Raw genomic sequence first — 16,151 nt, forward strand, 5'->3', positions numbered from 1 at the left:
ACTATATTCGTTATTAATTAGTCCCAAATTAGGTCTAATTTTCAACAAATAAACAAACTAAACAAGGCAATGGAAGAGCTTCTTGTATTTATAAACAGTTTTCATGCACTGGATCAAGAGACCGAAAAAGCAGTAAAAAACTTATTTAAAGAAGAATCTTACAAGAAAAATGAGGTTATTTTAAAAGAAGGACAAATTTGCCAAAAAATTTACTTTATAAAATCCGGTTCAGTACGAAGGTTTTTTTATAATGACGGAGAAGATGTAACTAAATGGATTTATACCGATCACCAATTCATCACTTCATTGAGTAGTTTTTTTGAACAGAAACCATCATTTGAGCTTTTTCAGGCATGTGAGGATACCATACTTTATTCATTATCTTACACAGATGAACAAATTTTATTAGAATATCCTTTATTTTCTAAATTCTATATTAAGTTGCTTAGAATTTATCTTTCAAAATTGAATGAATTTCATCATTTTTATAAATCCATGAATGCTCAGGATAAATATTTCTACTTATTAAATTCATTCCCTCCTATTATTGCAAAATCAAAACTAAAACATATTGCCTCGCTTATCGGTGTAAGTCAGGAAACATTGAGCAGAATCAGAGCTTCAATTAATTGATTTTACATCAAGAAAAAATTATTATATTTTTCCAACATTTGCTTTTCATATAAAGACAATCAAATTGAAAAATATAACTATAGGCAAAAATGCAATTATTGGAACAAATGTTCATATTGGCAATTACACTACTATTGAAAATGATGTAATTATTGGAGATAACACCTGGATTGGTAATAATGTAAACATACTTGATGGTGCGAGAATCGGCAGGAATTGCCAAATACACCCCAATGCAGTATTATCAGGAACCCCACAAGATTTAAAATACAAAAACGAATACAGTACCCTGGAAATAGGTGATAACAATAGTATCAGAGAATTTGTTACTATAAACAAAGGAACTCAATCAAAACAAAAAACAGTAATTGGGAACCATAATTTAATCATGTCCAACACTCATATCGGACATGATTGTTTCATTGGCAACAACTGCATTATAGGTTTTAACGTGGGAATGGCAGGAGAAGTAACGGTGGGTGATTACGCAAATATCAGCGGATTAACAGCAATTCATCAATTTTCGATTATTGGGGAGCATACCATGATTAGCGGTATGAGTCGCATTGTCAAAGATATACCTCCGTATATACTTGCTGCCCGTGAACCTTTAAGCTTTACAGGATTGAATACCATTGGTTTAAGAAGAAGAGGTTTTAAGATTGAAAAAATACAAGAACTACAAGAAATATATCGTATCATCTTTCAGCAAAAAAGAAATACCTCTCATGCATTAGATTTTATCGAAAAACACATGAAGCAAACTTATGAACGTGATAAAATATTAGATTTTATAAAGAATTCATCCCGCGGAATTGTCAAAGGAAATAGCATTTAATTATACTAATCTATTTCTTATTTAAACATCGATCCAATAACAACAACAATTATTATGGCGTTCCCCTTCGGGTCGGGCTGTCCGCTAAATCTTTTGCGATAGAAGTTTCAGGGAATTTTTAAATGAACGGTCCTCGCAAAAGGATATCGCTCCCATCCCTAACGCAGTCAACGATAAAAAGAATATTCAAAGAAAAAAGCACTAAAGTTTTTAACCGCAAAGTCCGCAAAGGTATACGCAAAGCCCGCAAGGAAAAAAGGCTGAAAGCCAGAAAAGCAAAAAGCATGGTGCAAAGCACTATGGACCAAAATAAACAGCAAACATCGCCCTGAAAGGGCAAAAGCCATCTACATCCAATAAAAAATCCGTTCTAATCCGCGTTTTCGCTTAGCAAATCTGTATCATCCGTGTGCATTTTTTTTAACCGCAAAGTCCGCGAAGGTTTACACAAAGCGCTCAAGGATTTAAAAAACGTTATACAACAAAAAACCCTATCCGATTTGGATAGGGTTCTTAAAAGAAAGGCGACGACATACTCTCCCACATAACTGCAGTACCATCTGCGCAGGCGGGCTTAACTTCTCTGTTCGGGATGGGAAGAGGTGAGCCCCGCCGCAATAACCACCTTAAGGCTGTTAGTTGCTTGGGCAACTTTTTAATTATTAATTATAAATTGTTAATTATCAATTAAAACAATATTTTAACATACTGAGATAAAGAAACAAATAAGTTTTTTGTTAAGAAAGTTTCCTCCCTCTCGTCTGGGACGAGAGGGAAAAGGGTGTACATAAGCTTACGGATTATTAGTACTACTCGACTATGACATTACTGCCTTTACATCTATAGCCTATCAACGTGGTCATCTTCCACGATCCTTAAAAGAAATCTCATCTTGTGGTGGGTTTCGCGCTTATATGCTTTCAGCGCTTATCCCTTCCAAACGTAGCTACTCTGCGGTGCCCCTGGCGGGACAACAGATACACTAGAGGTTTGTCCAATTCGGTCCTCTCGTACTAGAATCAGATCCACTCAAATTTCTAACGCCCACAGTAGATAGAGACCGAACTGTCTCACGACGTTCTGAACCCAGCTCGCGTGCCACTTTAATGGGCGAACAGCCCAACCCTTGGGACCTTCTCCAGCCCCAGGATGTGACGAGCCGACATCGAGGTGCCAAACCCCCCCGTCGATATGAGCTCTTGGGGGAGATCAGCCTGTTATCCCCGGCGTACCTTTTATCCTTTGAGCGATGGCCCTTCCATGCGGAACCACCGGATCACTATGCTCTACTTTCGTACCTGATCGACCTGTATGTCTCTCAGTCAAGCTCCCTTATGCCATTGCACTCTACGCACGGTTACCAAGCGTACTGAGGGAACCTTTAGAAGCCTCCGTTACTCTTTTGGAGGCGACCACCCCAGTCAAACTACCCACCAAGCACTGTCCTCTTCATCGAAGAGTTAGGCCTCAGATAAACAAAGGGTTGTATTTCAACAATGACTCCACAACGCCTGGCGACGCCACTTCAAAGTCTCCAACCTATCCTACACATCATTTATCCAAGGTCAATACTAAGCTATAGTAAAGGTGCACAGGGTCTTTTCGTCCCACTGCGGGTAAACGGCATCTTCACCGTTACTACAATTTCACCGAGCTCATGGCTGAGACAGTGTCCAGATCGTTACACCATTCGTGCAGGTCGGAACTTACCCGACAAGGAATTTCGCTACCTTAGGACCGTTATAGTTACGGCCGCCGTTTACTGGGGCTTCAATTCAATGCTTCTCCGAAGATAACATCTCCTCTTAACCTTCCAGCACCGGGCAGGTGTCAGGCCCTATACTTCATCTTACGATTTTGCAGAGCCCTGTGTTTTTGATAAACAGTCGCCTGGACCTCTTCACTGCGGCCCCCATTGCTGGGGGCGACCTTTCTCCCGAAGTTACAGGTCTATTTTGCCTAATTCCTTAGCCATGAATCTCTCGAGCACCTTAGGATTCTCTCCTCAACTACCTGTGTCGGTTTACGGTACTGGTACTAATTACCTGAAGTTTAGAGGTTTTTCTTGGAAGCCCTTAGGCGCACTATCTCTTTGTCCGAAGACTCCGAGTACTATCGTATTTCACCATTCTCTACGGATTTGCCTATAGAGAATATAGCTAGGTACTTCAACGAACTATTCCGTCAGTTCGCGGCGCTTTCATCACTCCGTCACCCCATCACAGTAATTAGTAGTACGGGAATATTAACCCGTTGGCCATCGACTGTCCCTTTCGGGTTCGCCTTAGGACCAGACTAACCCACAGCTGATTAGCATAGCTGTGGAAACCTTAGTTTTTCGGTGTGCGGGTTTCTCGCCCGCATTATCGTTACTTATGCCTACATTTTCTTTTCCAGCCAGTCCAGCATACCTTACGATACACCTTCAACCCTGCTGGAATGCTCCCCTACCACTTTGTATTACTACAAAATCCATAGCTTCGGTAATATGCTTATGCCCGATTATTATCCATGCTCGTCCGCTCGACTAGTGAGCTGTTACGCACTCTTTAAATGAATGGCTGCTTCCAAGCCAACATCCTAGCTGTCTGGGCAGACAAACCTCGTTCTTTCAACTTAGCATATATTTGGGGACCTTAGCTGATGGTCTGGGTTCTTTCCCTCTCGGACTTGGACCTTAGCACCCAAGCCCTCACTGTTATCAATCATTATATAGCATTCGGAGTTTGTCAGGAATTGGTAGGCGGTGAAGCCCCCGCATCCAATCAGTAGCTCTACCTCTATATAACTAAAATAACGCTGCACCTAAATGCATTTCGGGGAGTACGAGCTATTTCCGAGTTTGATTGGCCTTTCACCCCTACCCACAGGTCATCCGAAGACTTTTCAACGTCAACCGGTTCGGACCTCCACACTGTGTTACCAGCGCTTCATCCTGCCCATGGGTAGATCACACGGTTTCGCGTCTAACACTACTGACTAAAGCGCCCTATTCAGACTCGCTTTCGCTACGGATCCGTGACTTAATCACTTAACCTTGCCAGCAACGTTAACTCGTAGGCTCATTATGCAAAAGGCACGCCGTCACCCCACTTAAGGGCTCCGACCGCTTGTAAGCGTATGGTTTCAGGATCTATTTCACTCCGTTATTCACGGTTCTTTTCACCTTTCCCTCACGGTACTGGTTCACTATCGGTCTCTCAGGAGTATTTAGCCTTAGCGGATGGTCCCGCCAAATTCAGACAGGGTTTCACGTGCCCCGCCCTACTCAGGATACCACTATCTATTATACTTGTTACCCATACGAGGCTATCACTCTCTTTGGCTCGACTTTCCAGTCGATTCTGGTTCCTTGTACATAAAATATCGTGGTCCTACAACCCCAACAATGCCGTAACATCATTGGTTTGGGCTAATCCGCGTTCGCTCGCCACTACTTACGGAATCACTTTTGTTTTCTTCTCCTCCGCCTACTTAGATGTTTCAGTTCAGCGGGTTTGCCCACCTATCGGTGTACTATGTCTTCAACATAGTGGGTTGCCCCATTCGGATATCTACGGATCAATCGATGTGTGCTCGTCCCCGTAGCTTTTCGCAGCTTATCACGTCCTTCTTCGCCTCTGAGAGCCTAGGCATCCCCCATACGCCCTTATTTTGCTTATTGTACCAATCTTGTCAATTAAAACAAGACCGTTTTTTTTTGTCTTTTATTATTGCTAATAAAAAACGCTTTCTACTTTCTTATTATTTTCTTATCTCAATATGTCAATGAACTTTGTTGCGCTTTAGGCTTTAAGCAATATGCTTTAAGCTCTTTAGCTTACGGCCTACAGCTTATAGCTTATAGCCCTTAGTGGAGAATAACGGAGTCGAACCGTTGACCTCCTGCGTGCAAGGCAGGCGCTCTAGCCAGCTGAGCTAATCCCCCATTTTTTAGTTGTCAGTTAACAGTTTTCAGTTAACAGTACTTAAAACGGTTACTCAACCTCTAAAATTTCCTTATAAATTAAGCTTACAGTCTTTCTTTTAATTGATAATTAACAATTGATAATTAACAATTCTTAAAAAGTAGTCCCGGGCAGACTCGAACTGCCGACCCCTACATTATCAGTGTAGTACTCTAACCAGCTGAGCTACGAGACTCTGTTTTTACTTAATTCTTTCATTTTTTTAAATTAACAGCAAGAGTAATACAATCTCCAATTCAGAGACCCATAAATAGTCATCTTTTTTCCTTAACGTGCACTAGGCTAACATTAAGGCTCTAGAAAGGAGGTGTTCCAGCCGCACCTTCCGGTACGGCTACCTTGTTACGACTTAGCCCTAGTTACCAGTTTTACCCTAGGCAGCTCCTTGCGGTCACCGACTTCAGGCACCCCCAGCTTCCATGGCTTGACGGGCGGTGTGTACAAGGCCCGGGAACGTATTCACCGGATCATGGCTGATATCCGATTACTAGCGATTCCAGCTTCACGGAGTCGAGTTGCAGACTCCGATCCGAACTGTGACCGGTTTTATAGATTCGCTCCTGGTCGCCCAGTGGCTGCTCTCTGTACCGGCCATTGTAGCACGTGTGTAGCCCAAGGCGTAAGGGCCGTGATGATTTGACGTCATCCCCACCTTCCTCACAGTTTGCACTGGCAGTCTTGTTAGAGTTCCCGACTTGACTCGCTGGCAACTAACAACAGGGGTTGCGCTCGTTATAGGACTTAACCTGACACCTCACGGCACGAGCTGACGACAACCATGCAGCACCTTGTAATTTGTCTTGCGAAAGATCTGTTTCCAAACCGGTCAAACTACATTTAAGCCTTGGTAAGGTTCCTCGCGTATCATCGAATTAAACCACATGCTCCACCGCTTGTGCGGGCCCCCGTCAATTCCTTTGAGTTTCATTCTTGCGAACGTACTCCCCAGGTGGGATACTTATCACTTTCGCTTAGCCACTGAACTTGCGCCCAACAGCTAGTATCCATCGTTTACGGCGTGGACTACCAGGGTATCTAATCCTGTTCGCTACCCACGCTTTCGTCCATCAGCGTCAATCCATTAGTAGTAACCTGCCTTCGCAATTGGTATTCCATGTAATCTCTAAGCATTTCACCGCTACACTACATATTCTAGTTACTTCCTAATAATTCAAGTTTAGCAGTATCAATGGCCGTTCCACCGTTGAGCGATGGGCTTTCACCACTGACTTACTAAACCGCCTACGGACCCTTTAAACCCAATGATTCCGGATAACGCTTGGATCCTCCGTATTACCGCGGCTGCTGGCACGGAGTTAGCCGATCCTTATTCTTACGATACCGTCAAGCTCCGACACGTCGGAGTGTTTCTTCTCGTACAAAAGCAGTTTACAATCCATAGGACCGTCATCCTGCACGCGGCATGGCTGGATCAGGCTTGCGCCCATTGTCCAATATTCCTCACTGCTGCCTCCCGTAGGAGTCTGGTCCGTGTCTCAGTACCAGTGTGGGGGATCTCCCTCTCAGGACCCCTACCCATCGTAGCCTTGGTAAGCCGTTACCTTACCAACTAGCTAATGGGACGCATGCTCATCTTTTACCGTTGTGACTTTAATAGTATCTCGATGCCGAGTCACTATACTATGAGGTATTAATCCAAATTTCTCTGGGCTATCCCTCTGTAAAAGGTAGATTGCATACGCGTTACGCACCCGTGCGCCGGTCTCTATATCCGAAGACATATACCCCTCGACTTGCATGTGTTAAGCCTGCCGCTAGCGTTCATCCTGAGCCAGGATCAAACTCTTCATCGTATATTTTTTATATTATATTGCGATGAATATCTATCGGTTCTTTTCGAATCTTACGACTCTATTACTCTTATTCTTTAGTTTCGATTTTCATCGAAACGGCTGTCAATTCAATATGTCTACGAACGTATTCTTTTTTCTTAATATCGCTTGTTTCTCAAAGCGGGTGCAAAAGTAGAAAACTTATTTCTAATCGGCAAGAGTTTTTTGAAGTTTTTTTTTTAGAAAATTTCTTTTCTTTTTTAACTCCTCTCCTTACCAATCTTTCAATGAACTTCCCTTGTTTTGCGGGGTGCAAACTTAAAACTTTCTTTCTTTACTCACAAGCTTTTTTTAATCTTTTTTGAAAATAAATTTTCATTTTGATTCGTTTTGCTTATCAGTATTTCTGTGAACGTTTATCGCTGTTGCGGGTGCAAAAGTAGTCACTTTATCCGCTTTCACAAGCTTTTTCTAAACTTATTTTTAATCTTTTTTAAAACTTTTTCTTAACACTCTGACAACACCTCTTTTACAAATTAAACTATTTCTGTATTTGAAAGATTTTTCTTTAATGAATTAGATTCAATACTACACCTGCCTTTAAAACATTCCTATTTTACTAGTCTCACAAAGATGCAAAGGCGCGAAGTTTTTGCTTTATGACCGATCTTTCCTTTGAAAACCCATGCCCTAGCCCCGATAGTAGTGGAAATCCTTTTGCTTTTTCCTTTAAAAAGCAAAAGATTGCAGCGGATAGCGGGATAAAGCTTCGACTTCGCTCAGCTGGACAAAACTGCTTTTCTTGCATTTTCGCTTAACTGGACAAAAAAACTACTCTTATATATAGTATAGAATCTCAAATTCCAAATTCCAAACCTAAAGGCTTCGACTTCGCTCAGCTGGACAAAACTGCTTTTCTTCCATTTTCGCTCAGCTGGACAAAAAAACTACTCTTATATATCGTATAGAATCTCAAATTCCAAATTCAAAACCTGAAAGCTTCAACTTCACTCAACTGGACAGAAACTACTTTTCTTGCATTTTCGCTTAGCCAAACAGAATCACTCCTTATATATTAGGTCGTAAAAAAAACAAACCCGACAGGTTCTGAAAACCTGTCGGGTTGTAAACTATATAGGTACAATAAACAAATCTACTACTATATGTGCTATACTTGATCTTTCTTAAGTGATACACTAAATGAATTATCGAAACTCAATCAAGATTCATAACAAATACTATGTAAGTGCTCTGCACGACTCAAAAAACTCATAAGCTCTTTTCTCTGCATAGGAATACTCCGAGTCACGCAATGGGAAGGCGCAATGCCCACCATATCTTGGTGTTTCCAGATACACATAGGCGCTGTCCTGTGCTATGGCTCTGGGATAACATCTTTCTCCCAGAAAAGGATCGTCTAATGAGTTAATAATTAAAACGGGGGTGGTAATATTTTGAAGGGAGAATTCAGGAGAAACACGCTGATAATAATCATCACGACTTGCAAAGCCATGCAGCGGTGCTGTAAAGTACTGATCAACTTCATCAAACGACGAAATTTTATCTATCTGATCCCGATTTATAAAATCAGGGAACTGAGCTGCCTTGTATTTCAGCTTTCTTTTGATATCAATTGTAAAGTTCTTTAAGTAAACTCTGTTAAAACCTTGTTTGAGTACAGCCGCACTTGTAGCAATATGTGTAGGTACCGAAATTGAAACTGCTGCTTTTATGCGTTTATCAATTTTAGTCCAGCCCAAATAATTCAGAAGCTGCACTCCTCCCATTGAATATCCGATCAAATAGACATCTTCGAATTCTTTTTGAAAAACAAAGCGGACTACTTCGTCAAGATCATCAACGGCACCATGATGATAAAGTCTTGGTAGACGATTCATCTCGCCTCCACACGTGCGATTGTTCCATGCAAAAACAGAAAAACCTTTTTCACGAAAATAAGCAGCACAACTATTATTATACGTTCTGCGCGAATCACCTTCTAAACCATGACATAAAATGACCGCTTTTTTAGAGTCGTTTATAACAAAGTCGATGTTTATAAAATCTCCATCACTTAATTCATGCTTTTCTCTTGTATATTCGGGAACTTCATACTTTTTAAACAAAGCAGCATAAATAGTAGAAATATGCCTGTTACGATGCATAATAGAAGGCAGATTATATTCTGATTGCTCAATTAATGGCATGATTAAATAGTTTTATGGTGCTATACAAATCTAAGAAATCATTCAATATCAAATTTAATCCTCTCTCTTTTATTTTGTTTTTAAAAATAACGAAACAACTCCACTCAACAAATTAACAGGAAACTAAAGGGAGGAATACCTCTAATAATAATCCTTACTTATAGACACAATACGTACCGTTTACAAGTAAGATTAGCTATTTAAACCTGGCGGACTCTTTCTCCCTTTAATTCCTATCAAACTAAATATGAAACACTTTTAAAAATTTTGCACAATAAGAAAATAAAGAGGCAATCCAATGGTTATATTTATCGGAAAAGTAACAGCCAGAGCCATTGGCAGAAACAATCCAGGGTTTGCCTGAGGAACTGTAATCTTCATTGCTGCCGGAACTGCAATATAAGAAGCACTTGCAGCCAATATCGCAAAGATGAAACGATTGGTTATATCTGTCGTTACAAACGAACTCAATACTGCAAAAACGCATCCGTTAAGCAAAGGAATGAAAATCGCGAAAAGGAAAGGAAACCATCCAAAAGAGAAGAAGGACTTCATTTTTTGCCCGCTTGTTATTCCCATATCCAGTAAAAATATGGCTAAGAATCCTTTAAATAAATCATTGGTAAAGGGTTCTATTCCCTGTGCCTGTTTTTCACTTGCGAGATAACCTATAACTAAACTTCCCAAAATAAGAAGTACACTCCCATTGGTTAAAGAATGTTTTAGTGCGGAACGTTTTTGAATAGGGCTTGTTTTGTCTTTATTGAAAAAGGAGATCAAAACCAATCCTACTATGATCGCTGGAGATTCCATTAAAGCCATAATAGCAACCATGTGTCCGTGCAATGCCAATTGTTGACTTTCCAGAAACGAAACGGCCGTAACAAAAGTAACAGCACTGACGGAACCGTAAGCCGCAGCGATTGCACCGGCATCATGAACATTTAATTTTCTCTTGAGGATGAAAAAGGTATAAACCGGAATTATTCCCGAAATGAAAATCCCGAATAGCATTGACCAGACAATCTGACTTGTAAAAGCTTCATGGGACAGCTCTTGCCCTCCTTTAAAACCAATAGCAAATAATAAATAGAGCGAAATAAACTTCGAAGAGTTTTTAGGAATTTCGAGATCACTCTTTAAATAGACAGCTATAATTCCTAAGACAAAAAAAAGCAGCGCAGGATTGGTTAGGTTTTCAAGCAATAAATTAAGATTCATATGTTTAGACTTTTATATTTTTTACTGTAATTATTGCCTCTCTCTCAGAAAAAGCGGTACTGTTATCTGAGTTACATTCAAGAGGCATCTTTCATTAAAAATTGTTTTATTTATTGTTTTGAGGCTCTTTCAAGACGATCGTTAATAGTTCGACCGAGATCATGATCCGGAAAACGCTCTGCAATTATAATATCTACTGTCATAGCATCTAATTCATGAAGTGCAGCATACAGCTTTGAAGCAGCCTCTTTCAGGTTACCACTAGGAGAAAGAACGACCTGATGTTTAATATTCTGCTCTTCCCTGTGCTGCATGAACATTAACAATCCTATTTTTCTATCTGAAAATCTGCCAATACACTCCGAAAGATTATCGGTTACATATAAAGTGGACTGAGGAGCATAATGTTTTGACAGCATACCAGGAGCTTCAGGAGTATTCTCTTCTTTATTAAACAGGATTGCCGGTCCTGTAACTTTCTCTATTTCTTCTTTAGAAAGTGCTCCAAGACGATAGATCACTACGCTTTCTCCTTTAAATCCGACAATAGTTGATTCTATTCCGGCTTTACAGACATCTCCATCTAATACCATTGGAAGTTTCTCCTTAAAGTAAGCCTCAACATGCCCGGGCGTAGTTGGACTAATGGCCCCAAATGGATTAGCACTGGGAGCTGCTAAGGGAAAATCTAATTGTTGCAGCAACGCTAATGCTACAGGATGATTCGGAATTCTAACAGCAACTGTCTGATGCCCTGCTGTAATGAGTTCTGAAACATTGGGATGCTTTTTTAACAATAGTGTCAGAGGTCCAGGCCAGAATTTCTGTGCCAGAATCTTCGCAATCGCCGGAATTTCAATGGCGATCTGATCTAAATCTCCGATTGCTTTGATATGTACAATTAGCGGATTGTGCAATGGTCTTTGCTTGATATGATATATTTTGTTAACTGCCTTCGTACTGTAAATGTTTCCGGCTAAACCATAAACGGTTTCGGTTGGAAAACCAATTACACCTTCATTTTTTACTATTTCGGCTGCGAGTTCAATATCGTTGCTTATCATATTTTGTCTGTTCTGTTCCGGTTGTCGTGCTTAATTTTCGTTTATTGTGTACGGAACTTCAACCGTTAAAAAGATGTCGCTTTCTACTTTTATTTTTAGATTCTCCCTTGTTGCGTGATTTATTATTTCGGAAATTACCTCTTGACTTTCTGTAAGTTCGGTTATTCTCTTTAAACTAATTTCGTCTTGTTTTCCGGAACGTTCATCATCACTAAAGTTTTTAAGGTTGTGAAAATTAATCTTAGCATTGATCAGGTTGAGTAAAATTTCTTTGGCTTCTTCGTTTGTGAAGTCTCCTTTAATTAATTGAATTTTTTGTGTGTTTTTCATGGGTAAGGATTAAATTTATAATGTTGTTACTGGTTAATAATCGAATAAGATTTAATAATGCTAAAATGATTATGGCATCTGAAAGTCTTCTTAATAGTAGATTTTCAAAAAATACAGCTCCCATAATTGCAGTAATGAGACTGACTGAACAAAGCAGGATCTTAAAAACAGCTAATTTTTTCTTCATTTTTCTATATTAGTTAATGTTACTTTTTTCTTTTTTAGACTTTTTTAATGTTATACAATTCTCGATGCTTCTCTTTCATTCATAAAAACTCTGGTTCTTAAACGCTGGCAAAGTTGATTATTTATACTTATAAATTTTTATTTATATTTGTAATGATTTGCATTAAATATTTTTATGAACTATACTTTACATCAGCTTCAGATTTTTCTAAAAGTGGTACAGACACAAAGTGTTACCAAAGCGGCAGAAGAACTTCATTTGACACAGCCTGCGGTTTCTATTCAGCTCAAAAATCTTCAGGATCAGTTTGATATTCCTTTGACAGAGGTGGTGAGCCGAAGATTGTGCATTACCGATTTTGGAAGGGAGATTGCAGAGATTGCGGAGAAAATAGTAAGTCAGGTAGAGGCTATTAACTTCAAAACAATGGCTTACAAAGGACAGTTGACGGGAAAGTTAAAAATTTCTGTTGTGTCAACGGGTAAATATGTTATGCCTTATTTTTTGACCGATTTCATGAAGGAACATCCGGGAATTGAACTGCAGATGGATGTGACAAATAAAAGTAAAGTGATTAGCAGTTTAGAAAAAAACGAAGTGGATTTTGCTTTGGTGTCTATTCTTCCTTCTAACTTAAATATCGAAAAATTAGATTTACTGCAAAACAATCTCTATTTGGTAAGTAACACTAAAACGAAGTTCAAGAACAATAAAAACGCACAGGAGATATTCAAAAATATGTCGCTTATTTTTAGGGAAAAAGGATCGGGTACGCGTCAAACGATGGAGCGTTTTATTGAGCGAAATGCTATTGTTGTTGAGAAGAAAATGGAGCTCACCTCTAATGAAGCGGTTAAACAGGCCGTAATTGCGGGCTTGGGCTGTTCGATTATGCCTTTAATTGGAATCAAAAATGAATTACATAATCAGGAACTGCAGATTATTCCGTTTAAAGGACTGCCGATTAAAACAACATGGAGCTTAATATGGTTGAAGGGGAAAAGACATTCTCCTGTTTCTGCCTCGCTTCTGGAATATATGAAACAGGATAAAGATAGGATTGTGAAGGATAAATTTGGCTGGTATGAAGGATCGTAAACAGGAACGCAAGTACTAATCGCTATTCTACTAAAAAAATTACTTTGAGTACATAATCTAAAAAAGGGAGATTGTCAAATGTTATCTGACAACCTCCCTTTTTTTTTTTTTCACACAGATTCAGCAGATAATAGAGCAAAAAAAATCTGCTGAATCTGCAAAATCTGCCTGAAACTTTAAGCTCTTTTTTTTAAAACAGAAATCCCCAATACTGGAAGTAAATACCTACTAGTAGCAATGAAAACAGAATTGTTGCCATAACTCCCGTATTTGAAATGGACTTAAGTTTAAGAACAAAATAAAGTATCGAAATCAGGGTAAACACCATAAAGATCCATTGTAGTATAAAAAGGTAATTAAACTGATTTGGTATTCCGAAAGCTAGTATATAAAAGTTGTTTTCGGCTGTGCTGTTTATTGCTAAGACGAAACCAACAAATGTAAACAACCCTAACAAAGAGGTAATTATAATTAAAGCCCTCAAAACTTTATTGGGTGTTTTCTCTTCTCTTTTTCTAATTAATACATATGCAAAAATAAAAATAGAGAGCAAGACGATAATTAAAGCGGTAAAAAAAGGCGCAAAAAAGAGTAAATTGAATTCGTTTAGACTATTGGCAAAATTTGAAATCCCTCCACTGATTTTTATATTGGTAACGAAATGAACTTTATTGTCGGAGTCTAATTCCTTGGTATTAGGTCTTCGAAGCGGATTTTTTATAAATTCTTCGGCAATTTGGACTCCTACCAATGAAAAACCCGGTGTATGGCCTGAAATTGGGGCATTTACCAAAAATGCATTTTTAAACCTGTCAACTGTAATTTTACCATTTAGGGCAGGTGTTATCGGATCAAACGCTCCTGCAAATACTAATACGGGGATGGTTAATTTAGACAGGTTGGATAAATTAACCAAGGTTGGCTGTTTATTTACTCCCAGATTCCATTTATCGCAAACCACGAAATCTGATTTGTAAAAGGAAAGTCCACCTTTTAGTTCTTTATAATTGCGGGCTCCTTTATTAAACTCTGAAATCGAATTGTTCGGGACAGCTTCATTACAGCTCACACAATAGTATTGTCCGTAATCTAAGCCTAAAGCTCCTGAAAAAGCTGCTACTAAAGAGCTTAAAGTACTTTTGTTTCCTTTATTAAATTCGGTAATTAGTAATGGAATTACTTCTATCAGTCTTTTTTGATAAAGTGACTGTTGAATTGCAATTTTAAAATCTTCTGCATTATAGGTAAATCTTCCACTCGGAATTATTCTTTGATCCACCTTAACAGTAACAGGCTTTTTCTCCAGTCTTTCAATGGTTTCATAATAAGCGGCTTGCAGATTAGGGTATTGCTGGTTGCAGTTAGGATCATTTTCGCAGGCATTAAAAACCTTTTTAAGACTGCTCATATAATTCTCCGTATTGCGATTGTAATATTGGGAAATATCTGAAATGGAAGAATCCAGCGTTAATGACTTAATGTCCTGAGGAAAAGCATTGGCATAAACCTGAGCGGTATAAGTACCGTACGAAACCCCGTAAACATTCCATTTGTCATATTTAAGAGCATTCTTTAAGGCATTTAAATCCTTCACTATAGAATTACTGTTATAAGCGGTTATATCAATATTTCTGTTCAGTAAATCTTGTTTGCACTCTAATGAAGCTATCGTTTTTTGCTGCTCGTCTTGCGTACTGTTTTGATTTTTTGCTAGTATTTCTAAGAATTTTTTTCCCAGATCCGGGCAGAATTTTGGCAGGGAGCGCCCTGTTCCCCTCACATCGAACAAGACAATATCACTGTTTTTTCTTAAGGGATGATTCAGCCATGGCCATACTCCCGAAAGTCCGCCTGATCCCGGTCCGCCATCGATGTACACCACCGGATTTGAATCCCCATTTTTTGAAATACTTTTTAAAACAGCCACCGCAATTTTAACCGTTTTGCCTGTCGGTTTATCCCAGTTTTCAGGAACCGTTAAAAACCCCCATTCTATATTTTCCTTAGAGAGATTTTGATCTTCGGGAAAAAAGGTCTTTACTTTCTCTAACGTAAAGACTTTTGTTTGAGCAAATGCAAAGTTTGGTACAATCAATAGTAATAAAAACAGACTTATTATTTTTTTCATTTTGGTTGAGTTAAATTGTTAGGTTTATAGTATGATTCTTTTCAGGTAAATTTTACTGGCATCCGTTTTTAACGAGATGTGGCATTTGTAGTTTTTATCTATTTTTACTTCGCTTAAATAATATTTCTCTCCGTTGATTTCGGTTGTATTGTCTAATACTTCAAATGATTTCAACGGAACTATCAGTCCATGTCCCTGAGCTTTTAGAACGGCTTCTTTCTGTGTCCAATACTCAAAAAACGCTTCTTTTTTATTGTCGGACAGAACGATCTTATTCCATTCAATTTCTGTCATTTGCGATTTAAAATCGGCTGTTTCAATATCGGTAATGATCTCAACATCGATCCCCACTTCATACTGATCGCTTAAGGCGCAAACCACAATATCTCCTGAATGCGAAATATTAAAAAGAACCGGATTATCTTCAAAATAGGGTTTATTATAAAAGGTTTGCATGATCTCTTTCGTATTAGGCTTCTGCTTATAGGTTTCTTCGATTCCTTTAAACAAGAGTATCCGTCCTAAAAGCGATAACTGTGCATCTTGCCATCTTCGATAACGCTTAATTTTATCCTGATAATCGGCCGGAAATTTCGGTAAATCATTCTGCAGCAAACTCTGATGTTTTTCTTCAGACAGGTAGGAGTAATAAATATGTATCAAGAGTATTCGGATTTTAGTAGT

Annotated in this window: 9 protein-coding genes, 2 tRNA genes and 3 rRNA genes; 3 read left to right on the top strand and 11 right to left on the bottom strand. The window is 39.0% G+C overall.

Translation table 11 applies throughout. The features are described 5' to 3' along the window. Positions 1-69 precede the first annotated feature (69 nt). Both OLM58_RS21500 and lpxA read left to right on the top strand, forming a co-directional pair. Entirely contained in the window at positions 70-633 is a 564-nt protein-coding gene (locus tag OLM58_RS21500; protein WP_264530590.1) for a Crp/Fnr family transcriptional regulator, read from the top strand. 64 nt (positions 634-697) lie between these two features. Then, complete coding sequence (lpxA, locus tag OLM58_RS21505) at positions 698-1,471, top strand: acyl-ACP--UDP-N-acetylglucosamine O-acyltransferase (protein WP_264530591.1); 774 nt, start codon at positions 698-700, stop codon at positions 1,469-1,471. Positions 1,472-1,990: 519 nt separating this feature from the next. Here lpxA and rrf read toward each other — a convergent pair. The 9 genes from rrf to OLM58_RS21550 form a co-directional block, all read right to left on the bottom strand. Then, positions 1,991-2,100 (bottom strand): 5S ribosomal RNA (rrf, locus tag OLM58_RS21510). Positions 2,101-2,254: 154 nt separating this feature from the next. Beyond that, positions 2,255-5,135 (bottom strand): 23S ribosomal RNA (locus tag OLM58_RS21515). Positions 5,136-5,325: 190 nt separating this feature from the next. Next, positions 5,326-5,399, bottom strand: a tRNA-Ala gene (locus OLM58_RS21520). Between the two features lie 141 nt (positions 5,400-5,540). After that, positions 5,541-5,614 (bottom strand) — tRNA-Ile (locus tag OLM58_RS21525). 125 nt (positions 5,615-5,739) lie between these two features. Then, a 16S ribosomal RNA gene (locus tag OLM58_RS21530) occupies positions 5,740-7,253 on the bottom strand. The 16S, 23S and 5S rRNA genes sit together here with 2 tRNA genes alongside, the layout of an rRNA operon. Positions 7,254-8,470: 1,217 nt before the next feature. Further along, positions 8,471-9,439, bottom strand: coding sequence for a YheT family hydrolase (locus tag OLM58_RS21535; RefSeq protein WP_264530592.1), 969 nt, complete (start codon positions 9,437-9,439; stop codon positions 8,471-8,473). Positions 9,440-9,697: 258 nt separating this feature from the next. Further along, positions 9,698-10,660, bottom strand: coding sequence for a sodium-dependent bicarbonate transport family permease (locus OLM58_RS21540; protein WP_264530593.1), 963 nt, complete (start codon positions 10,658-10,660; stop codon positions 9,698-9,700). Between the two features lie 110 nt (positions 10,661-10,770). Beyond that, positions 10,771-11,724, bottom strand: a complete 954-nt coding sequence (locus OLM58_RS21545) for an L-threonylcarbamoyladenylate synthase (RefSeq protein ID WP_264530594.1) — start codon at positions 11,722-11,724, stop codon at positions 10,771-10,773. 30 nt (positions 11,725-11,754) lie between these two features. After that, a complete protein-coding gene (locus OLM58_RS21550; RefSeq protein WP_264530595.1) occupies positions 11,755-12,054 on the bottom strand; it encodes a hypothetical protein in 300 nt (99 codons plus the stop codon). A gap of 361 nt (positions 12,055-12,415) precedes the next feature. Between OLM58_RS21550 and OLM58_RS21555 the strand changes: the two genes are divergently transcribed. Beyond that, positions 12,416-13,339: a LysR family transcriptional regulator gene (locus OLM58_RS21555; protein ID WP_264530596.1), complete on the top strand. Its 924-nt coding sequence runs from the start codon at positions 12,416-12,418 to the stop codon at positions 13,337-13,339. Positions 13,340-13,529: 190 nt separating this feature from the next. On the opposite strand, the gene OLM58_RS21560 is transcribed toward OLM58_RS21555, so the two are convergent. Together OLM58_RS21560 and OLM58_RS21565 are read right to left on the bottom strand one after the other, a co-directional pair. Continuing rightward, entirely contained in the window at positions 13,530-15,467 is a 1,938-nt protein-coding gene (locus tag OLM58_RS21560) for an alpha/beta fold hydrolase (RefSeq protein ID WP_264530597.1), read from the bottom strand. Between the two features lie 24 nt (positions 15,468-15,491). Next, the gene (locus OLM58_RS21565) at positions 15,492-16,130 is read right to left on the bottom strand and encodes a 4'-phosphopantetheinyl transferase family protein (protein ID WP_264530598.1); all 639 of its coding nucleotides are present in this window, start codon (positions 16,128-16,130) and stop codon (positions 15,492-15,494) included. Positions 16,131-16,151: the final 21 nt, after the last annotated feature.

The organism is Flavobacterium sp. N502540 (assembly GCF_025947365.1).
Classification (GTDB): domain Bacteria; phylum Bacteroidota; class Bacteroidia; order Flavobacteriales; family Flavobacteriaceae; genus Flavobacterium.